The 20021-nt window shown below is 40.2% G+C and carries 21 protein-coding genes; all 21 read right to left on the minus strand.

The features are described from left to right. Window positions 1-107: 107 nt before the first annotated feature. Window positions 108-1322 carry a c-type cytochrome biogenesis protein CcmI gene (gene ccmI, locus Q1K78_RS01205; RefSeq protein WP_300173563.1) on the minus strand — a complete coding sequence of 405 codons (1215 nt, stop codon included), beginning with the start codon at window positions 1320-1322 and terminating at the stop codon, window positions 108-110. Beyond that, window positions 1319-1834, minus strand: coding sequence for a cytochrome c-type biogenesis protein (locus Q1K78_RS01210; protein ID WP_300173565.1), 516 nt, complete (start codon window positions 1832-1834; stop codon window positions 1319-1321). The genes ccmI and Q1K78_RS01210 overlap by 4 nt, the downstream gene beginning before the upstream one ends. Next, entirely contained in the window at window positions 1834-2385 is a 552-nt protein-coding gene (locus Q1K78_RS01215; protein ID WP_300173567.1) for a DsbE family thiol:disulfide interchange protein, read from the minus strand. Before Q1K78_RS01215 ends, Q1K78_RS01210 begins: the two co-directional genes overlap by 1 nt. A 3-nt stretch (window positions 2386-2388) precedes the next feature. Then, on the minus strand, window positions 2389-4347 hold the full coding sequence (locus Q1K78_RS01220) for a heme lyase CcmF/NrfE family subunit (RefSeq protein WP_300173569.1): 1959 nt from the start codon (window positions 4345-4347) through the stop codon (window positions 2389-2391). Beyond that, window positions 4344-4829 (minus strand): cytochrome c maturation protein CcmE, encoded by a 486-nt coding sequence (gene ccmE / locus Q1K78_RS01225; RefSeq protein WP_300173572.1) that lies wholly within the window; start codon window positions 4827-4829, stop codon window positions 4344-4346. Before ccmE ends, Q1K78_RS01220 begins: the two co-directional genes overlap by 4 nt. Then, window positions 4826-5032, minus strand: coding sequence for a heme exporter protein CcmD (gene ccmD / locus Q1K78_RS01230; RefSeq protein ID WP_300173574.1), 207 nt, complete (start codon window positions 5030-5032; stop codon window positions 4826-4828). Before ccmD ends, ccmE begins: the two co-directional genes overlap by 4 nt. Further along, window positions 5032-5778 (minus strand): heme ABC transporter permease, encoded by a 747-nt coding sequence (locus tag Q1K78_RS01235; protein ID WP_300173576.1) that lies wholly within the window; start codon window positions 5776-5778, stop codon window positions 5032-5034. The genes ccmD and Q1K78_RS01235 overlap by 1 nt, the downstream gene beginning before the upstream one ends. 42 nt (window positions 5779-5820) lie before the next feature. After that, the gene (gene ccmB / locus Q1K78_RS01240) at window positions 5821-6489 is read right to left on the minus strand and encodes a heme exporter protein CcmB (RefSeq protein ID WP_300173578.1); all 669 of its coding nucleotides are present in this window, start codon (window positions 6487-6489) and stop codon (window positions 5821-5823) included. Next, on the minus strand, window positions 6490-7104 hold the full coding sequence (gene ccmA / locus Q1K78_RS01245; RefSeq protein WP_300173580.1) for a cytochrome c biogenesis heme-transporting ATPase CcmA: 615 nt from the start codon (window positions 7102-7104) through the stop codon (window positions 6490-6492). Window positions 7105-7390: 286 nt separating this feature from the next. Then, window positions 7391-7852 (minus strand): DUF2802 domain-containing protein, encoded by a 462-nt coding sequence (locus Q1K78_RS01250; RefSeq protein WP_300173582.1) that lies wholly within the window; start codon window positions 7850-7852, stop codon window positions 7391-7393. Next, the gene (locus tag Q1K78_RS01255) at window positions 7852-8346 is read right to left on the minus strand and encodes a chemotaxis protein CheW (RefSeq protein WP_300173584.1); all 495 of its coding nucleotides are present in this window, start codon (window positions 8344-8346) and stop codon (window positions 7852-7854) included. Before Q1K78_RS01255 ends, Q1K78_RS01250 begins: the two co-directional genes overlap by 1 nt. Before the next feature lie 28 nt (window positions 8347-8374). Continuing rightward, a complete protein-coding gene (locus tag Q1K78_RS01260) occupies window positions 8375-9421 on the minus strand; it encodes a chemotaxis protein CheW (protein WP_300173586.1) in 1047 nt (348 codons plus the stop codon). Next, the gene (locus tag Q1K78_RS01265; RefSeq protein WP_300173588.1) at window positions 9421-10188 is read right to left on the minus strand and encodes a ParA family protein; all 768 of its coding nucleotides are present in this window, start codon (window positions 10186-10188) and stop codon (window positions 9421-9423) included. The genes Q1K78_RS01260 and Q1K78_RS01265 overlap by 1 nt, the downstream gene beginning before the upstream one ends. 10 nt (window positions 10189-10198) lie before the next feature. Beyond that, complete coding sequence (locus Q1K78_RS01270; RefSeq protein WP_300173590.1) at window positions 10199-11326, minus strand: chemotaxis response regulator protein-glutamate methylesterase; 1128 nt, start codon at window positions 11324-11326, stop codon at window positions 10199-10201. A gap of 15 nt (window positions 11327-11341) precedes the next feature. After that, window positions 11342-13480 (minus strand): chemotaxis protein CheA, encoded by a 2139-nt coding sequence (locus Q1K78_RS01275; RefSeq protein WP_300173592.1) that lies wholly within the window; start codon window positions 13478-13480, stop codon window positions 11342-11344. 9 nt (window positions 13481-13489) lie between these two features. Continuing rightward, a complete protein-coding gene (locus Q1K78_RS01280; RefSeq protein ID WP_300173594.1) occupies window positions 13490-14203 on the minus strand; it encodes a protein phosphatase CheZ in 714 nt (237 codons plus the stop codon). Between the two features lie 32 nt (window positions 14204-14235). Continuing rightward, a complete protein-coding gene (cheY, locus tag Q1K78_RS01285; RefSeq protein ID WP_300173596.1) occupies window positions 14236-14616 on the minus strand; it encodes a chemotaxis response regulator CheY in 381 nt (126 codons plus the stop codon). A gap of 36 nt (window positions 14617-14652) precedes the next feature. After that, window positions 14653-15384, minus strand: coding sequence for an RNA polymerase sigma factor FliA (locus Q1K78_RS01290; RefSeq protein WP_300173598.1), 732 nt, complete (start codon window positions 15382-15384; stop codon window positions 14653-14655). After that, the gene (locus Q1K78_RS01295; protein WP_300173600.1) at window positions 15377-16267 is read right to left on the minus strand and encodes a MinD/ParA family protein; all 891 of its coding nucleotides are present in this window, start codon (window positions 16265-16267) and stop codon (window positions 15377-15379) included. The genes Q1K78_RS01290 and Q1K78_RS01295 overlap by 8 nt, the downstream gene beginning before the upstream one ends. Further along, complete coding sequence (gene flhF, locus Q1K78_RS01300) at window positions 16264-17742, minus strand: flagellar biosynthesis protein FlhF (protein ID WP_300173602.1); 1479 nt, start codon at window positions 17740-17742, stop codon at window positions 16264-16266. Before flhF ends, Q1K78_RS01295 begins: the two co-directional genes overlap by 4 nt. 33 nt (window positions 17743-17775) lie before the next feature. Further along, window positions 17776-19869 (minus strand): flagellar biosynthesis protein FlhA, encoded by a 2094-nt coding sequence (gene flhA, locus Q1K78_RS01305; protein WP_300173604.1) that lies wholly within the window; start codon window positions 19867-19869, stop codon window positions 17776-17778. Window positions 19870-20021: the final 152 nt, after the last annotated feature.

Genomic DNA, 20021 nt, shown 5'->3' on the forward strand with positions numbered 1-20021 from the left:
AATACACCTTGCCTAGCTTTTATTAATATTATTATAGTTTATATGTAAAAAAACGGGCAGAAGCTAAATGCTCCTACCCGCCGTAGTATGCCACTTGTTAAGATATATTAATATTGCTTATCAATCTCAACAGATACATTTTTACCTAGTGTACTTACTATGCTTTCACCATACCAATCGCCATCTTTTGTTGATACGTTACCATCTTGATCGATACGAGCTCGAACAATAAAGTTAGGCATATCAGACAGTTTACGCTGCTCAATCATATTGTTGTCATCTGACATCATAATTTTAAGCGGGAAGCGACTTAATGGAATTCGTGCAGCAGCCACAGGCATTGCAGAACCATCAGCAGGATGAATCGATACAATCACCACACCTTGAGAAGGCAATTTAACATTACTGCCTAAATTAATCGTAATAGGTGCTTGTTTCGTTAAGTTTGCTTCAGGGTTAATCTTAGATTGTGCACGTTCAATACTACGAGTTAACATTTCGTAGCGAGAATCATCAGGACCAATCAGCATTTGCATTGCTTTCCATGCTGATACTGCACCTTGATAATCCTGACGCTCAAACGAGCTAAATGCCAATAACGATAACGCACGTAGGTTGGTTGAATCACCACGAAGTACTTGTTTAAGCATGCGCTTCGCCTGATCTGCTTTAGCATCATCGCCTGAAAGCATTAACGCTTGAGCGTAACCTAGCTTAATCTCAACGTTAGTTGGCTCTAGTGCGTACGCTTTTTTCATCGCACCGATTGACGTATCGATATCTTGATTTGACATACCAATACGACCTAATAGGAACCAACCCATCGCGTCTTTTGGTTCATTATGCAGTTTAGTGCGTAACGCCAGTATTAGGTTTGTCATTTCAGAATCACTAAGTGAAACGCCTTCAGGATCCATCAATTGCTTAGACAGTTCAGGTAAGCGTGCACTTACTTCTTGCCATTTTTCAATCTTATCGATATTGCCAAACTTAAAGTATAAACCGTAAGTAATTACAATAAAGATAATGACCGAAGGCAGGATAAACAATCGTGCATTTAGGTTATCTTGCTGTGCTTTTTCTTTCGCTGGAATGTCATCAAGCAATGATTGCTTTAGCTCTGTAATTAACTCATCTTGGTTATTTACTAGGCCTTCGGCATCTTCTTCTTTCAGTTCAGCTAAGCGATCTTTATAGAAAGCTTTGTTCAATTCATCTCGGCGGGCTTCATCATCTTGCTCTCTTGCTTTCCATAAAGGAAGAACGATAAATATCACACCAACAAAAATTAGGGCTAAGGTTGAAATCCAAAACAAAGTCATTTGTTTACCTTCCCATCTTCATTGTTATTCTCATCTAATAGTGCGTTCAAACGTTCTTCATGCTCGTTATCCCACTCTTCTGAATTCGCTTCTACCATGGTTTTACTCTTTCGGCTACGAAGGACAATAAAACCAAAACCAAACACAAGTACACCTAATGGACCTAACCATAAAATTAATGTGCCTGCGGTTAATGGCGGATCATACGTTACGAAGTTTCCGTAACGATCAATCATATAAGCAACGATTTGTTCGTCTGTTTTTCCAGCTTTCGTCATTTCATACACTTTATGGCGCATGTCTTGAGCAAGCTCAGCACTTGAATCAGCAATGTTATTGTTCTGACACTTAGGACAACGCAGTGTTTGTCCTAGTTCTTTAAATTGCTGTTCTTGTTCTGGCGAATCAAACTTATATAAGTCAATCGTTGCATAACTTGCTTGCACCGCAAAGAAGCTCAATGCAATAGCAGCAAAACTACGAAGGCCCCATTTACGTAAGCTACTGTTCATTATTTAGCCTCCGCAACAAGTTGATCATACATTGGTTTTAATACTTCATTCCAATTACGATCATTCACATCACCAACATGACGGTAGCGTACAATACCATTACTGTCGATTAAGAAGGTTTCAGGTGCGCCGTACACACCTAAATCCATACCTAGCATGCCATCACCATCAAATAAAGTGATTAGGTAAGGGTTACCAAGTTCTCTCAACCATTGAACCGCACCTGCTCTCTCATCTTTGTAGTTCATACCGATGATCTTAACGCCCTGAGTCGCAAGGGTATTCAGATATTGGTGTTCTGCATAACAAGTTGGACACCACGTCGCCCATACGTTTAATAGTAAAGGCTCACCTTTAAAGATATTTTGGTCATACAATTTACCTTCTTCCGCTAAATCTTCTAAGCGAAACTCAGGTACAGGCTTACCCACTAGAACGGATTCGAGTTTCGTTGGGTCATCGCCATTTGAGTTACGTGTTAACTGAGTAGCAAACACGGCAACCAAAATTAAAAACAGGGCTAAAGGTGCAAATAAAAAATTCTTATTCATAATTTAAGCTTCCTGTTTCTTTGCTGTTTTACGGAAACGATAGCGCTTATCAGATAATGCTAATATGCCGCCAATCGCCATAAATAATGTACCAGCCCAGATCCAACGTACGAATGGTTTGTAATAAATACGTACCGCCCATGAACGGTTATCATCCAGACGCTCGCCCATTGCGATGTATAGGTCACGAGTAAAGCCGCGATCAATCGCTGCCTCTGTCATCATAGAACCAGAGGTTTCATAAAAACGTTTTTCAGCATGAAGAGTATTAATCGCTTTACCATCAAGAGTGATATCAAAATCAGCGGTATAACCATCATAGTTAGGACCGTCAGTATCACGCACACCGGCAAAGTAGAACTGGTATCCGTTCATTTCAATATGCTCACCTGGTGCTAAACGTACATCTTTTTCGATGCTGTAGTTTTGTACCATGGCAATACCGATAATACTCACAGCTAGACCAATGTGTGCAAACATCATTGCCCAGTGACTACGACCTAATTTCATTAAACCAATAAAGAAGGTATGACGGTGAGTTGCACGTTCATGCAATTCAAAACCGTGTAGGATCACAATCCAAATAGACATCATCCAACCAAGGTATGGCATGAATTGGAATCTATCTGCAAAGATAACCATAAAGACAGCAGCTAGAGGAACCGTGATAGCCCCTGTAATTACCATGCGTTTTGCTAAATGGCCTAAATTGTCACGTTTCCAGCGGATCAGTGGACCAGTACCCATTAAGAAAGCAAATGGGATCATTAACCATGCAAACAACATATCAAAGAATGGTGCGCCAATGGATACAGAGCCTAAACCAAGTTGTTTATGTACTAGCGGTAATAACGTACCAACAAGAACCACAACTAATGCGGTCATCAATAATGTATTGTTTGCTAATAACGCATTTTCACGAGAGAACAGTGAGAAATTACCACGAGCTCGTATTGACGCTCCTCTCAATGCGAACAATAGCAGTGAACCACCGATCACAATGACTAGGAAACCAAGAATAAACATGCCTCGCGCTGGATCTGAAGCAAAGGCGTGAACCGATACTAAGATACCTGAACGAACTAGGAATGTACCTAATAGACTTAATGAGAAAGCTAAAATTGCCAGTAATACTGTCCACGCTTTAAACGTGCCGCGTTTCTCTGTTACTGCTAATGAGTGCATTAATGCGGTACCAGCAAGCCAAGGCATAAATGATGCGTTTTCTACTGGATCCCAGAACCACCAGCCACCCCAACCAAGTTCATAATATGCCCACCATGAACCTAGAGAGATACCTACTGTTAGGAATGACCATGCCGCGATTGTCCAAGGACGAGACCAACGAGCCCAAGCCGTATCTAAACGACCGGCCATTAATGACGCGATAGCAAAAGAGAACGCAACTGAGAAACCAACATAACCCATGTATAGCATCGGTGGATGAATAATTAGACCCGGATCTTGTAGAAGCGGATTTAAGTCACGACCGTCAATTGGGAAAAATGGCAGAGTACGTAAGAATGGGTTTGATGTAAGAATAATGAACAGTAAGAAACCGACGTTAATCCACCCCATTACTGCTAATACACGTGCAACGGATTCTTGTGGCATACCACGACTGAATGTTGCTACGGCTACAGTCCAACCCGCTTGGATAAGAACCCAAAGCAATAATGAACCTTCATGAGCACCCCAAACTGCCGTTAAACGGTAGTACCAAGGAAGTAAGCTGTTTGAGTTACTTGCTACGTATTGCAGGGTGAAATCATTAATGTAGAACGCCCACATTAAGATCCCAAATGATAAGCCAAGGAGTAAGAACATACCCCACGACAATGGTCTTGCACTTTGCATTAATGCTTTATTGCCACGGCTTACACCGTATATTGGCAATATACTCAATAGAATAGAAAGTCCTAAAGAAGCAATTAAGGCAAAATGACCGAGTTCTGCGATCATTGACCTGTTCCTTGTTTTTGTTGATCTGTGTATTGAAGTGGCTCATGCGTTTTCTTCATTGCTTCTGCAACTTCAGGCGGCATGTATTCTTCATCATGCTTAGCCAATACTTCATGAGCCTTAACTGTGGTTGCATCGACAAGAACACCTTGCGCTACAATACCTTGACCTTCACGGAATAAATCAGGAAGAATCCCATCAAAAATAACCGTAACTTCAGGGCCAACATCTGCAACTTTGAATGATACTTCAAGTGATTCACTATCACGTTTAACAGTACCAGCGACAACCATGCCACCAATGCGAAGGCGTTGACCGACTTCTGGTTTAGTGCCATCAGGTTTACCATTAACAAGTTCTGTTGGGGTATAGAATAGGTCCATATTTTGATTCAATGCATAGATCATTAAACCAACGGTTGCACTGACCCCAAAGAATAAAGCAAGGATCAATCCTAGGCGTTTTTTACGTCTTGGATTCATAATGTGTTCTCCATAGTTTTTGCTTTTTTAATTCGTTCTTCTCGTGCCATTTTCTGTTCAATTTCTTTTAGCAATTGACGGCGTTTGCCTAAGCTAGAAAATAAAATCCAGAATAATGAAAGAAAAGTCGCACCAAAGGCACCCCAAACATAAATGGCATAACCACCCATGGCTAAAAAATCACTGAATGTATCAAAATGCATTACAATAATCCCCTCTTCTCAACTAACGCTCTAACCCAAGGACGGTGACTTTCTTTTGCTAAAATTTCATTCCTAAAACGAATAAGAGTCACAGAACCAAAGAAAGTTGCAAAGCCAATGATATTTAATAATAAAGGCCACAACATATCAGCAGAAATAGACGGTTTATCAAACTTTGTGATACTCGCACCTTGATGAAGCGTATTCCACCATTCCACTGAAAAGTGAATAATTGGTAAATTAATAACACCAACAATCGCAAGAATACCAGCAGCGCGAGCCGCAGTACGTTGATCATCAAATGCGTTATACAGCGCCATGACACCTAAGTACAAGAAAAGAAGAATAAGTTCAGAGGTTAAACGAGCATCCCATACCCACCATGCCCCCCACATTGGTTTGCCCCACACGGCACCAGTTAGCAAAGCTATAAAGGTAAATACCGCACCGACGGGCGCCATTGCTGCTGCTGCCTGATCAGACAGTTTTAATTGCCAAACCAAACCGATAAAGGCAGCAATCGCCATCGACATGTAGGCACCCATAGATAAAATGGCTGACGGCACATGAATATAGATGATTCTAAAACTGTCACCTTGCTGATAATCAGACGGTGCAAACGCCAAGCCCCAAATGGTGCCCACCGTTAAACTGATGATTGAAATCACCGCAAACCACGGTAACAGTGTGGTACTTAATTGATACGCTTTTTCTGGTTTAGCGTAAGGATGTAGCCATTTCCACATTGGTTTATCTCACTTACTTAAATATTAAAATTATAATTATATTTACTGAACACTCACTCGCAGTGCCGAACTAATGGCAAATGGAGTCAATGTTGCGGAGCCCATTAAAAGAGCACCTAAAATCGCTAATTGGCCATTATAAGCCATACCTAAGCTTGCAGCATCAATTGCAGATGTCGCAAAAATTAGAACTGGAATATATAACGGAAGAATAAGAAGACTCAATAACACGCCTCCTTTTTGAAGACCAACCGTTAACGCTACCCCAACCGCACCAAGAAAGCTCAAGGTTGGAGTTCCAAGTAATAACGTTAAAACGATAGCTAACCAAGAATTAAAATCTAAAGACAATAAAATAGCAAGTAATGGGCTGATAATGATCAATGGCAAGCCTGTTAATACCCAGTGAGCAAATACTTTAGCTAATACCAATACTGATAAAGGCATTGGCATTAACATCATCTGCTCTAATGAACCATCCGAGAAATCATCTCTAAATAATCGCTCTAAAGAAAGCAATGCAGATAAAAGTGCGGCAACCCATACAATCCCTGCGGCAATACGTGCTAAAAGAACGGGTTCAGGGCCGATACTTAATGGAAATAAAGTAATGACAATAATAAAAAACCACAGCGGATTAAGAATATCGGCTTTACGACGAAACGCGATTAATAACTCACGTCGGATAATGGTTGTCATTGAAGCGAACATCTATTCACCTAACCTGATTTTTTTCAATTCATTACTGTTTGTAAATAAGTCTTGATGCGTAGTTAATAAAACAATACCACCTTGCTTCGCATGATCCATAAATAGCTGCTCAAGCACTTTTACCCCTTGTTTATCAATAGCAGTAAGAGGTTCATCTAAAATCCATAATTTATGATTACTTAACCAAAGACGAGCTAATGCAACTCTGCGCTGTTGTCCTGCTGACAATTGTCCTGCTGCAACATCTTCTCGACCAACTAAACCAACACGAGCAAGAGCATCCCAAATCGCAGCATCATCGTAATTGTTATGCATTGATTGATAAAACGCTAAATTCTCAAACGCAGTTAACTCTCGCTTAACCCCCGTATGGTGACCAAGAAAAAGCAAGTCGGTATGAAACTCTTCACGACTTTTCTTGGTTAATTCGCCTTTCCAATAGATGTCACCTTCATCCGCATAACCTAACCCAGCAATAATTCGCAGTAATGTGGTTTTACCCGCGCCATTTTGCCCTTCTATTTGAATAAGCTCCCCATCAGAGACAGTAAAGCTTAACTGTTCAAATAAAACACGTTCATCTCGAATACAGGTTACATTGCGAATTTCTAGCATAGCTATCTATATGTTAAAAAATATTAGTGGCATTCTAGCACAGCAAAAACCGCGAAACTTAGATATAAAACAAATCTATTTAGATAGATAAGTAAATAAGTATGTCCTTTCGTTTCACTTTCTTAATACATTGTATTTTATAAGGGTATCAAGAACTTGCCTCACAAAACCAACTTACCACTTTATGGTTACTATTGCGTAATTTTACCATATAGAAACCGATAATTTAGGAAAAAAAAAGCCCCTCAATTGAGGAGCTTAATTATTTTTCGGGATAAGAAAAACGTTAATCTTCGTCTTCTAATAGTAATGGTGGGATTGATCCTTTACCTTTTGCAATTTTTGCTTGTAAAGACATCATCAACTCAGCTTCTGCTTTTGGCAGTTCACACTCTTCCATTAGCTCATTAATGCCTGCGCCGAGCTGAACCAATTTATTGGCTCTCGAATATAAACGACTATCAGCATCTGTATTTTCTAGCTCATTTAAACGATCATCAAAATGTTGACTTAATTGAGTCATTTCCGCCACTTGCTGTCCTAAATTAATCGAACCAGTACGAAACTCAACAAATTGCTTCTGAAGCTTTTGTTGTTCATCTTGATGTTGTTTATTTTGCTTTTGCGCATCAGCTAATTGCATCATTAACTGCTTATTCTTGCGATTTAATATAACAAAAACCACAAGAACCAAGATCATTGCTGTTGCTGCGAATAGCTCGGAGAGCTGAGTTAATATATCAACCATTATAGGCTTGCCATGTCATCCCATTCGTCTTCAGACAAAAGTTTGTTAAGGTCTACCAAGATAAGTAATTTGTCCTCACGGTTGCTAACGCCTTGGATGAACTTAGCGCTTTCTTCCGTGCCAACACTTGGCGTAGTGTCAATTTCTGATGAGCGTAAGTATACAACTTCTGCTACGCTATCAACAAGGATACCGATAACTTGGCGCTCAGATTCAATCACTATGATACGTGTATTATCACTAATCTCGCCTTGCATTAAGCCAAAACGTGAACGAGTATCAATAACTGTTACTACGTTACCACGAAGGTTGATAATACCTAAAACGTAGTCTGGTGCACCTGGTACTGGTGCAATTTCTGTATGACGTAATACTTCACGAACTTGCATTACGTTAATACCATAGGTCTCTTCTTCTAATTGAAAAGTCACCCACTGTAGTACTTCATCGCTTACTTGATCTTTACGGATCTCTACTTGATTATACTGAGACATTGTATTTCCTCGTCCTCTTAGAGCTATCTTACTCTATTCCCTTAATGTCGAGACCGGCATTAAGCATCGTAATCATTGCCTCAACGTGAATCAAGGCACACATCTTCTCTTTTACCATACCAGACAACCACGGACGTTTTCCTGCGGTTTTACGCCAACGAATTTTATCGCTGGTGATGGTTTCAGTTCCAGCTAACGCATTACACGCTAAACCCCATTTGCTTTCACCAAGCATAACAAGGTACTGGTAATCTTCTTTATAACTGTCATCTTTGATACTTTGTGGCATCACCCACTTTGCTGTATCTAAAGCATCAATCTTCTTTTCTCGGCTGTTTTGTAAGCCAAGATACCAATCTGGACGGCCGATAAGGTGGCTCAATTCTGTAATCTGATGTATTCCACCTAATTGAGCTAATGGGACCGCAAACATCACGCCCATCACTTCAAAAAAGAGTACTTGAAATTCGTTGTCATGCTCAACGTTTTCCCAATCTAAACCACTTAGCGGTGGCGCTTTTCCTACTTGGGTTTCTAACTCAATATCTGTCCCTATGTCTTGATTTTCATCAAGATCATTAGTGGTATCGACAACAGGTTGAGATCCTAAAGAGGGCGCTATTTTATCTGAAATATCCCAAGCCGAAAGATCTAATTCTTCGACTGACTCTTCAATTTCTGTATCAGCGTCTATTGTTAACTCAGTTTCTGTTTCTTTGATGTTAACAACCGGTTGTTCAAATTTAATATCATCTAAAATAAGAGCATCAATTTCAGCTTGAGCTTCAAGCTGTGAACTTTCTAACTGACTTAACAAACGTTGAACATCTTCTAATTGAGGAAGTTCAAACGGGTAATCATCCTCATCATCCACACTGGCTGAAAATTGTGGTTGATATTGTGGTTCTGGTGTATCCAGCGTTACCGATTCTGAATGCCAAGTAATTTCAGGCTCTGGCAGAATGCTATCTTCAAGTTCTAGTTCTAGTTCAGGTTCAATAATCTCTTCATCTAACAGTGATGAAAAATAGTCATCTAAGGCTTCTTCACTGGTAAATGTTTTAAAATCAGCCATTAAGCTAATCTCTCTAAGTAATTCAATAATGTTTTATATGCAAAAACACCACGGCTATTTGGGGAAACAAATGAAGGCGGCATTCTTTTCAAACTAGCGTCTCTAAATTTTGTATCAATAGGAACTGCTGATGCCCAAACTTGGTCTGAATAGGTTGATTTCAGTTCCATTAATGTTTGTAATGACGCATTGGTTCGCTTGTCATACATCGTTGGAATAATGGTAACATCAAACAAAGAGGGTTTATTTCTCTGCATTATATTTAACGTTCTCATCATTCTTTCTAGGCCTTTCATGGCTAAAAATTCAGTTTGTACTGGAATAAGTATACGAGTGCTTGCTGCTAATGCATTGACCATCATAACCCCTAAAATAGGAGGGCAATCAATTAATACGTAGTCATATTCGTCTTCTAAGGCTTTTAATGCTCGCTTTAATACTAACCCCATCCCATTACGGTTTCCCATGACACGATCAAGAGTAGCAAGCGACATATGCGCTGGAATAAGATCCAACCCAGGAATGTTACTTTTTAAAATAAACGGGGTTACCGCTGCTTTGCTTAGCGCAGGAAGCTGAAATAGTTCAAATAAGCTGCTCGGCAAATTGTCTGAGTCATAGCCCATATAGGTTGTTAACGACCCATGAGGATCGGTATCAACCATTAACACACGCTTACCGCGTTGATTTAGTAAACCAGCAAGTGTAATAGTTGTGGTTGTTTTACCAACGCCACCTTTCTGGTTCGCTATGCTCCAGACAATCATTCGTATTTTCCTACTTTAATCCGACTTCGATCAGAATTCGTTCTGCTACACGATCAAGGGGTAAACTTTCTGATGATAGTTCTGCTTTATCAATGGCTTGAGGCATACCATAAACAACACAGCTTTGCTCATCTTGAGACCAAATTGTCGCACCTGCAGCTTTTAGCATGCGACAGCCTTCACGACCGTCTGCACCCATACCTGTTAAGATCATTGAAAGTACCTTATCGCCATACACCTTAGCGGCTGAACCAAAAGTAACATCAACACAAGGCTTATAGTTCATACGCTCACCGCCATCCAATATCTTCAAACGAGCAGAGCCAGGACGACCATCAACCATCATTTGCAAACCACCAGGAGCAAGATACGCACAGCCTGGTTTTAGCACATCACCATCTTGTGCTTCTTTCACTTGGATTTGGCACAGATTATCTAAACGTGCTGCAAATGCTGCCGTAAAGGTTGCTGGCATATGCTGAACTAAAATAATCGGATGTGGGTAATTAGCTGGAATTGCCGTTAATATCTTTTGTAGTGCAACAGGACCTCCTGTTGAAGTCCCAATTGCAGTTAATTGATATTTTTTACCTGTTGCTTTAAAACGTTGACTTATTGGTGCGACTGATACATTTTTTACTGATGTTGTAGTTACTGCTGTCGTAGTTGCCGCTGTTCGTGCTATTGGACGCGTTGCTGTTGCTGTTTGCGATACCAGTGATGGACGACGCATAAACAATTTTTTACGTGAAATTTCAACAATACGTTTTTGCAATAAACTAACGGCTTCATCTCTATTACGAGCAATGTCTTCAAATTTCTTTGGTAAGAAATCTAAAGCACCTGCATCCAATGCATCCAGCGTTGCCTTTGCACCATCATGAGTAAGAGAAGAAAACATTAAGGTCGGCGTTGGGCAAACCTTCATAATTTCTCTTACTGCTGAAATGCCATCCATAACCGGCATTTCAATATCCATAGTAATAACATCTGGCTTTAATGACAGTGCTTTTTCTACGGCTTCTTTACCGTTAACTGCAACGTCAATAACTTCTAAACGTGGGTCAGAGTTAATGATTTCACTCACTCTGCGACGAAAAAAACTTGAATCATCAACAACTAATACTTTTATTGCCATGTCTATCCTTGTGCATTAACGCGTGCGAACAGCGTAACGCTTAAGCAAATTTGGAACATCAAGGATCAATGCAATATGACCATCAGAAGTAATAGTTGCACCTGCCATTCCTGGTGTGCCTTGTAATAATTCATCAAGCGGTTTAATCACTACTTCTTCTTGACCAATTAACGTATCTACAACGAAACCAACACGTTGAGCACCTAATTGAATAATAACGACATGGCCCAGCCCTTTACGTTCTGTTTGACTAGAACCTTTAACCAACCAATCTTGTAAGAAGAATAATGGGATTGATTTTTCACGAACTATCGTTGTCAATTGACCATCAACTATGTTTGTCTTAGACAAATCAAGATGGAAGATCTCATTAACACTTGCTAGTGGCAAGGCAAATGGTTGATTAGCAACACCTACCATCAAGGTTGGTAGAATCGCTAACGTCAATGGAACTTTGATTACAATCTTAGTTCCTTCACCCATGGTTGAATCAATATCAATTGAACCGTTTAATTGGTTGATCGCAGTTTTTACTACGTCCATACCTACACCACGACCTGAAATGTCTGAAATTTCAGTTTTGGTTGAGAAACCTGGTGCAAAAATTAAGTTATAACACTCTTTATTGGTCAAACGAGACGCTGCATCTGTATCCATTAAGCCACGAGTTACCGCAATACCACGAAGCTTATCGGCATCCATACCACCACCATCATCGATGATGCTTAGTAAGATATGGTCACCTTCTTGAGAAGCAGATAAAATAACTTTACCTGTACGGTTTTTACCCATTCCCTCACGAGCTTCAGGCATTTCAATACCATGATCTACAGAGTTACGAACCAAGTGAATCAGGGGATCCGCAAGTGCTTCAACTAAGTTTTTATCTAAATCTGTTTCTTCACCGCGCATTTCAAGCACAATGTCTTTTTTCAGCGTACGAGCTAAATCACGTACAACTCGTGGGAAACGACCAAATACTTTCTTGATCGGTTGCATACGAGTTTTCATTACTGCGCCTTGGATGTCTGCAGTAACAACATCAAGATTAGAAACGGCTTTTGACATTTCTTCGTCATTGCTGTTCAAACCTAAACTCACTAAACGGTTACGAACTAATACAAGTTCACCTACCATATTCATGATGTTATCAAGCGTTGATGTATCTACACGTACCGTGCTTTCTGCTTGTGATTTAGATTGTTGCTTAACAGGAGCTTTTACTACTGGCTTAACTTCTGGAGCTTGAGTTCTTGTTGGTACGGGTGCCGTAGTACGCGTTGGCACTGGCTCGACTACTGGAGTAGGAGCAGCTACCGGTTTAACGGCTTGAGCTAGCTCTTCATCAGTTGGACCTTTGCCTGCACCATGCAGTTGATCTAACAGCTTATCAAACTCATCATCGCTCATTAATTCTGAATCGCCGGACAATACTTCATCAACAGACTTAACATCGGCTATTGGTGCAACGACTGAATTACTTGGACTCTGACCTGAACCATGAAGTTCATCAAGCAAACGTTCGAACTCATCATCCGTAATATCAGCATCACTCACACTATCTGCTACCGAGATAACAGGAGCTTGGAACGCTGCTGACTGTGAGGGTGCTGTTCCCTTGCCATGCAATTCATCTAGTAATTTTTCAAATTCATCTTCAGTAATATCATCCACTGAATCATGAATGTTATTTTGAGCAACTGGCGCGACAACAGGAGCTTCAACTACTGGTTGTTCAACCGCAGCCGCCACTTCACCTACTGATGCTGGCTTACTTAACGTATGAAGCAAATCCAATAGACGTTTGTCCGCAGGCTCTAAAGCTTCGCCATTTTGAACCGCAACAAACATTACGTTTATACTATCCAGAGTTTCAAGAATAGTATCCATCAACTCAGAAGTAACTTTACGTTTACCCGTTCTAAGAATGTCGAACACATTTTCAGCGCCATGACAGGCATCAACTAATTCAGTTAATGAAAGAAAGCCTGCGCCACCCTTTACTGTATGGAAACCACGGAAAATAGCATTTAATAGTTCACCGTCATCGGGACGCTGTTCTAGTTCAACTAATTGTTCAGAAAGTAGCTCAAGAATCTCTCCTGCTTCAATTAAGAAATCTTGCAGGATGTCTTCATCCATTTCAAAGCTCATAATATTCCTCTAAAATCCTAAACTGGCTAATAGGTCATCAACATCATCTTGAGATGCAACTGCATCTTCACGTTCATGTGGGTTTAAAATAGGTCCTTCGGCTTCAGAAGGTTTGATTTTTTCTTCTTTACCAAGTCGCTCTTCTACTTTAAACAAAGTCAAAATATCAACCAGTCGGTCTTCAACTTCTTGAACTAACGTAATTACGCGTTTAATTATTTGGCCGGTAAGATCTTGGAAATCTTGCGCCATCAAGATGTTAGTTAGCTCATTGCGTAATTCTGAGCTATTTCCTTCAACTTGAGTAAGTAGTCCATCAATGTTATGGCATAAGGTTTTAAATTGAGCGAGTTCAATTCGACCTTTCATCAAGCTGTTCCATTGAGGACGAACCTGTAACAAGCCTTCATGCAACTCGTCAGCAATAGGTAATGAACGATCAACGGCATCCATTGTTTTATTTGCCGCCATTTCCGTTTTATCAATCACATATTGCAAACGATCACGTGCATCAGGGATCTCATCATTTGCAATGGCAACGACTCGATGGTCAAGTTTAAAGTTCTTTAATGACTCATGAAGATCACGAGTTAAAGAGCCGATTTCTTGTAACATTGGAGGTTCGCTAGAAACAGAAAATGAAGCAACGAATTGATCGGCTTCTTCTTGCTTGCCTGCTTCTAATAAAGCAACAAGTTCCTTAGCATCAGTTAATGAAATCATTTTATTGGCTAATCCTTACCGAACAACATTATTTATAAACGTTCAAAAATTTTGTCTAATTTTTCTTTTAATGTTGCGGCTGTAAATGGCTTAACAATGTAACCATTAACGCCAGCTTGAGCTGCTTCAATAATCTGCTCACGCTTTGCTTCAGCAGTGATCATTAATACTGGTAAGTGTTTTAACTCATTATCAGCACGAATTGTTTTTAGCAAGTCGATCCCTTGCATCCCTGGCATGTTCCAATCTGTTACTACAAATTCGAAACCACCTTTTTTAAGCAGTGGCAATGCTGTTAAACCATCATCTGCTTCTTGGGTGTTATTAAAACCTAAGTCACGTAATAAGTTTTTTACAATACGGCGCATTGTTGAGAAATCATCAACAATAAGGATCTTAATGTTTTTATTCAAAAGTGCCTCCAGTGAGGGTAAAGTAACGGGATTTAATTATTCTACTGTCCAAGTTGATAACTTAGCCCGTAGTCGTTGCATTGATTGGCTATGTATCTGGCTGACACGAGATTCGCTAACACCTATAACAGCACCAATTTCTTTTAGATTTAGCTCTTCATCATAGTAAAGAGATAAAACCAGAGCCTCTCTTTCTGGAAGGGTTTTTATTGCCTTCACAAGAGCTACTCTAAAGTGTTCGTCGACAACACCTTGAAATGGAATATTATCATCAGCATGTTCTTCTGTTGTTATTACATCATCAGAAACGCCTAAATCTTCCATACCGACTAGTTTACCGCAATTTACATCATTAAGTATCTGATAATACTGTTCTAACGGTAATTCTAGGTATTCTGCTATCTCTTTATCGGTCGGATCACGAGAAAGTTTAGCCTCAAGTACTTTAATTGCAGAATTAACCATACGACTGTTCTTGTGAACAGAACGAGGAACCCAGTCTCCACGTCGAATTTCATCCAACATTGAGCCACGAATTCGTATACCAGCGTAAGTTTCAAAGCTTGCGCCTTTAGTACCATCATAGTTTTGCTGTGCTTCTAACAGGCCAATCATGCCTGCCTGAATAAGGTCATCCACTAGCACGCTTGCTGGCAATCTTGCCATTAAGTGGTAAGCAATTCGTTTAACCAGATCAGAATAACGTTCTATAAATGCTTTCTGACTCTTAAGGTGACCTTTATGATCGTATGTTAAGCCATCAGACATAATCGTCCTCAACTTCACTTGTCTTCTCAGTTCGAAGTAATTTCTCTACAAAGAACTCTAAGTGACCACTTGGTGCTTTAGGTACAGGCCAAGTCACAACTTTATTTGCTAAAGACTTCATTGCTAAGGCCGCAGGAGAGCGTGGATACGCATCAACAACTACTTTCTGCTTTCTAACAGATAAGCGCACTTTTTCATCCAATGGAATACAAGCGACCAATTCCATATTTGCAGATAAGAAACGATCGGTTACTAATGTTAACTTAGCAAATAATTCACGCCCTTCTCGATAACTTCTTACCATATTCGCTACAATTTTAAAGCGTTGTACATTATGCTCGCGGCTTAATAATTTAATCAACGCATACGCATCAGTTATTGAGGTTGGTTCATCACACACGACTACAAGTACATCTTGAGCTGCACGTGCGAAACTAGTGACCATGTCCGATATACCAGCAGCGGTATCGATTAGCAGTATATCAATGTCTTCTTCTAGGCTACTAAAAGCTCGAATTAAACCGGCATGCTGTGCTGGACTTAACTCTGCCATCGATTTTGATCCTGAAGTGGCTGGTATCAATTTTACGCCATACGGGCCTTCAACAATGATATCTGCAAGCTCACACTCACCATCTAAAACATGGCCTAAATTTTTATGAGTACGGACTCCTAACATAATATCAATATTGGCTAAGCCAAGATCGCCATCCAGTACCATTACTTTCTTTCCTTGCTGAGCAAGTGATAATGCTAGATTCAATGTTACGTTTGTTTTACCTACGCCGCCTTTACCACCCGTCACTGCAACTACTTTAGTCAGTGTTGGCTTGGTCAGTCGTCGTAATCCACTAGCCTGATCGTATATATTATTATCAATCATAAGTTGTCTGCCTCTGGCATGTCACTATTCCAGAAATGAGGGTCCTTTTCCGTCGTTTTTTCCAGTAGTTCGTTTGCTTTTGCTACTAAGTATTTTGGTTGAGCTAAAACAATATCTTCTGGTACACGTTGTCCATTTGCTATGTAGGCTATTGGTAACCCATTTTCTATTGTTACACTAATTAACTCACCTAAACTTAATGATTCATCAATCTTACTTAAAATGCACCCTGATAATGGAATACGTTTAAAATGATCTATTGTTTCTTGTAACACTTGACGTTGTGACGTTGCTGACATCACTAAATAACTGCTGATTTCTGAGCCGTTATTTTCCATCAATGTATCAAGTTGTTCTGTTAATCTTACATCGCGCTGTCCCATTCCCGCAGTATCCACAAGAATAAGGCGACGATTACGAAGTTGATGTAGCACTGAAGCAAGCTCATCTGCGTCTTTTGCGATACGTACTGGACAACCCATAATACGACCATAGATCGCTAATTGTTCTTGAGCACCAATACGGAACGTGTCTGTGGTAACTAAAGCAACTTGATCTGGTCCATATTCCATTGCTGCTCGTGCTGCTAATTTAGCTATTGTTGTTGTTTTACCAACACCAGTAGGCCCAAGTAATGCAACAATACCACCACGAGATAATGTGTCGACTTTGGCGGTCGGGATCTGCTCTGCTAGTAATTTTAACAATGCTGACCACGCATCTTTTGGTGGTGTATTTTCTGGAATATAGCACGCTAATTGGTCTGCAAGCTCTGCGGATAAACCCATTTTTTCTAAGCGCTTAATCAACATCGCACGTAATGGCTCACGTCGTTCAACTTCTTGCCACATTAAACCAGAAACTTGATGCTCTAATAAACGACGTATTGATGACATTTCTGAACGCATATTTTCTAAATCTTTATTAGAATCTTGCGTAGAACGGCGGCCTTTCTCATAGCGAGAAGGATCTAATCTTGGTTGTACTCGTTCTTCTTTCTGACCCGTCGGATTATCTAAAATAAGGTGCGCTAAATTAGGATTATTTTGAATCGCCCGAGTCATTTCTGACGTATCAAGCTTTGCTGCTGGTTTACTCAATGATGCATATGAGATCGAGCTTGACGGTTGACCTTGAAATTTAGATTGACGCTTCAATAGCGCCGCTAAACTGTCTTCTTCTCTGCTTTCTTTTACAGGCTCAGACTCTGCACTATTTGAACCATATTGTTTGATCATGTTAGCAAAACGTCGTGTCATCGACCCTTTACCCACGCTCACTTTGTCTTCTGAAATTTGACGACTTACAGGTGTTGGCGCTGAATTTGATGACACACCAGGATCAATCGCCGCTACGATCTCAATACCGCCAGTTACTTTTTTATTTGACATAATGACAGCATCTACGCCTAGTTCTTCTTTTACTTGAACTAGAGCAGAACGCATGTCTTTTGCAAAAAATCGTTTAATTTTCAATATCGTATTCCTGCGCTAAATAAGTCGATGCGATTAGTTACCAACAGCTTGAACAATTCTAATTTGTTTCTCATCAGGAATTTCTTGATAAGAAAGCACTCGTAAGTTAGGAATCGTATTCTTAACAAACTTCGCTAGAGTTGAACGTAATACCCCTGAAGTCAATAAGACCGCAGCTTCCCCTTTTAACTCTTGCTCTTGAGTCGCTTGAGTTAATGAGGCCTGTAAACGTTCAGCTAGTCCTGGTTCAATACCTGTTGTCTCGCCACCCGATGCCTGCATTGTTTGATGCAATATTTGTTCCAACTCAGGAATCAAAGTAATGACAGGCATTTCAGCTTCTATCCCATTGATTTCTTGTACAATTAATCGTTTTAATGAGATTCGAACAGCTGCCGTCAAAATGTCAGGTTCTTGACTTTTTGGCGCATATTCTGACAAAGTTTGAACGATGGTTCGAATATCACGAACGGGAATTGCTTCATTTAATAAATTCTGAAGTACTTTTACTACCGCCCCTAACGGTAACTGATCAGGAACTAATCCTTCAACCAGTTTAGGTGAGCTTTGTGAAAGTAACTCTAATAAGTTCTGAACTTCTTCATGACCTAATAATTGCGCCGCATTATTAGTTAACAATTGGCTTAAATGGGTTGCCAATACAGTAGCGGCATCAACTACAGTATAGCCTAGTGCTTGCGCGTGCTCTCTTTGCTCGCCATTAATCCAAACCGCTTCTAAACCAAAAGCAGGATCAAAGGTTGGTTCGCCTTCAATAGAACCATAAACTTGTCCTGGATTAATCGCGAGTTCTTTATCTGGGCGGATCTCAGCTTCACCACCCGCAACACCCATTAAGGTAATTCGGTATACGTTTGGTGGCAGTTCTAAGTTATCTCGAATATGTACGGCTGGCACTAAGAAACCAAAATCTTGTGATAGCTTTTTACGGACACCTTTAACACGGTCAAGTAACTCACCGCCTTGTTCTTTATCTACCATAGGGATCAAACGGTAGCCAACTTCAAGCCCGATAACATCAACTGGTTGTACATCATCCCACGAAAGTTCTTTGGGTTGTGATGATGATATTTCCATCGGTGGGGCCGCTTTTTTATCGCCACCTTCTTGATCTATTTTCTTGGTTAGATAGTACGCCCAACCACCAGCAAGAAGCGCAAGTAGGATAAATGGGAAATGAGGCATTCCAGGTACAATACCCATAACAAACATAATGCCTGCCGTCACCATTAATGCTTTCGGATTATCAACCAGTTGGAATACTAATTGCTCCCCCATATCTTCATCTGTATTTTGGCGTGTCACCATGATCGCAGCACCAATAGACAATAGTAACGAGGGGATCTGAGCAACTAGACCATCACCAATGGTCAACAATGTATAAATTTGGATCGCGTCACCAAAACCGAGACCGAATTGACTCATACCAATGGCAAGACCACCAATGATGTTAATAAACAGAATAAGAATACCGGCAATCGCATCCCCTTTAACGAACTTAGATGCACCATCCATTGAACCGTAAAAATCGGCTTCTTTTGTCACTTCAAAACGGCGTGTACGTGCTTGTTCTTGATCAATCAACCCAGCGTTCAAATCGGCATCAATTGCCATCTGTTTACCAGGTAAAGCATCCAAGGTAAAACGCGCACTTACCTCAGCAATACGTCCAGCACCTTTAGTTACAACCATAAAGTTAATGATCATCAAGATAATAAATACGATTAAACCCACCGCATAGTTACCACCGATAACAACATTACCAAACGCATCGATAACGTTACCCGCAGCTCCTGGACCTTCATGACCATGCAGTAATACCACTCGTGTAGAAGCAACGTTTAGGGCTAAACGGAGTAATGTAGATACCAAAAGAATGGTAGGAAAAGCTGCAAAATCAAGAGGCCTACGTGAATAGATGGTGACCAATAACACGACCATTGCCAAGGCAATATTAAAAGTAAACATGAGGTCGAGTAAAAACGCAGGTATTGGTAATATCACCATCGCCAAAGAAGATAGCACCAATATAGGTGCACCTATTGACGGCATATTTTTACCTTTTAAGGCAGATAGCTTATTTGGAAAGGGCATTTGAAATTTCATTACTTCTGCTTCTTATACTCGATGTTATTATTGAAGATTATCAATAACAACTAACTGATAACATGATGACGCCTCCAATAAAGCAAGTTTCGAGCCAGGTTGATGTCAGTTTTTTGGCTTTGTATCTTCATTTTTCTGACAGACATTATTAA

This window comes from uncultured Aliivibrio sp. (assembly GCF_946479765.1).
In the GTDB taxonomy this organism is placed as follows: domain Bacteria; phylum Pseudomonadota; class Gammaproteobacteria; order Enterobacterales; family Vibrionaceae; genus Aliivibrio.

Coding starts and splice junctions, on each gene's coding strand:
- ccmI (WP_300173563.1), bottom strand. CDS start 1,322: ATGACTTTGTTTTGGATTTCAACCTTAGCCCTAATTTTTGTTGGTGTG.
- Q1K78_RS01210 (WP_300173565.1), bottom strand. CDS start 1,834: ATGAACAGTAGCTTACGTAAATGGGGCCTTCGTAGTTTTGCTGCTATT.
- Q1K78_RS01215 (WP_300173567.1), bottom strand. CDS start 2,385: ATGAATAAGAATTTTTTATTTGCACCTTTAGCCCTGTTTTTAATTTTG.
- Q1K78_RS01220 (WP_300173569.1), bottom strand. CDS start 4,347: ATGATCGCAGAACTCGGTCATTTTGCCTTAATTGCTTCTTTAGGACTT.
- ccmE (WP_300173572.1), bottom strand. CDS start 4,829: ATGAATCCAAGACGTAAAAAACGCCTAGGATTGATCCTTGCTTTATTC.
- ccmD (WP_300173574.1), bottom strand. CDS start 5,032: ATGCATTTTGATACATTCAGTGATTTTTTAGCCATGGGTGGTTATGCC.
- Q1K78_RS01235 (WP_300173576.1), bottom strand. CDS start 5,778: ATGTGGAAATGGCTACATCCTTACGCTAAACCAGAAAAAGCGTATCAA.
- ccmB (WP_300173578.1), bottom strand. CDS start 6,489: ATGTTCGCTTCAATGACAACCATTATCCGACGTGAGTTATTAATCGCG.
- ccmA (WP_300173580.1), bottom strand. CDS start 7,104: ATGCTAGAAATTCGCAATGTAACCTGTATTCGAGATGAACGTGTTTTA.
- Q1K78_RS01250 (WP_300173582.1), bottom strand. CDS start 7,852: ATGGTTGATATATTAACTCAGCTCTCCGAGCTATTCGCAGCAACAGCA.
- Q1K78_RS01255 (WP_300173584.1), bottom strand. CDS start 8,346: ATGTCTCAGTATAATCAAGTAGAGATCCGTAAAGATCAAGTAAGCGAT.
- Q1K78_RS01260 (WP_300173586.1), bottom strand. CDS start 9,421: ATGGCTGATTTTAAAACATTTACCAGTGAAGAAGCCTTAGATGACTAT.
- Q1K78_RS01265 (WP_300173588.1), bottom strand. CDS start 10,188: ATGATTGTCTGGAGCATAGCGAACCAGAAAGGTGGCGTTGGTAAAACA.
- Q1K78_RS01270 (WP_300173590.1), bottom strand. CDS start 11,326: ATGGCAATAAAAGTATTAGTTGTTGATGATTCAAGTTTTTTTCGTCGC.
- Q1K78_RS01275 (WP_300173592.1), bottom strand. CDS start 13,480: ATGAGCTTTGAAATGGATGAAGACATCCTGCAAGATTTCTTAATTGAA.
- Q1K78_RS01280 (WP_300173594.1), bottom strand. CDS start 14,203: ATGATTTCATTAACTGATGCTAAGGAACTTGTTGCTTTATTAGAAGCA.
- Q1K78_RS01290 (WP_300173598.1), bottom strand. CDS start 15,384: ATGTCTGATGGCTTAACATACGATCATAAAGGTCACCTTAAGAGTCAG.
- Q1K78_RS01295 (WP_300173600.1), bottom strand. CDS start 16,267: ATGATTGATAATAATATATACGATCAGGCTAGTGGATTACGACGACTG.
- flhA (WP_300173604.1), bottom strand. CDS start 19,869: ATGAAATTTCAAATGCCCTTTCCAAATAAGCTATCTGCCTTAAAAGGT.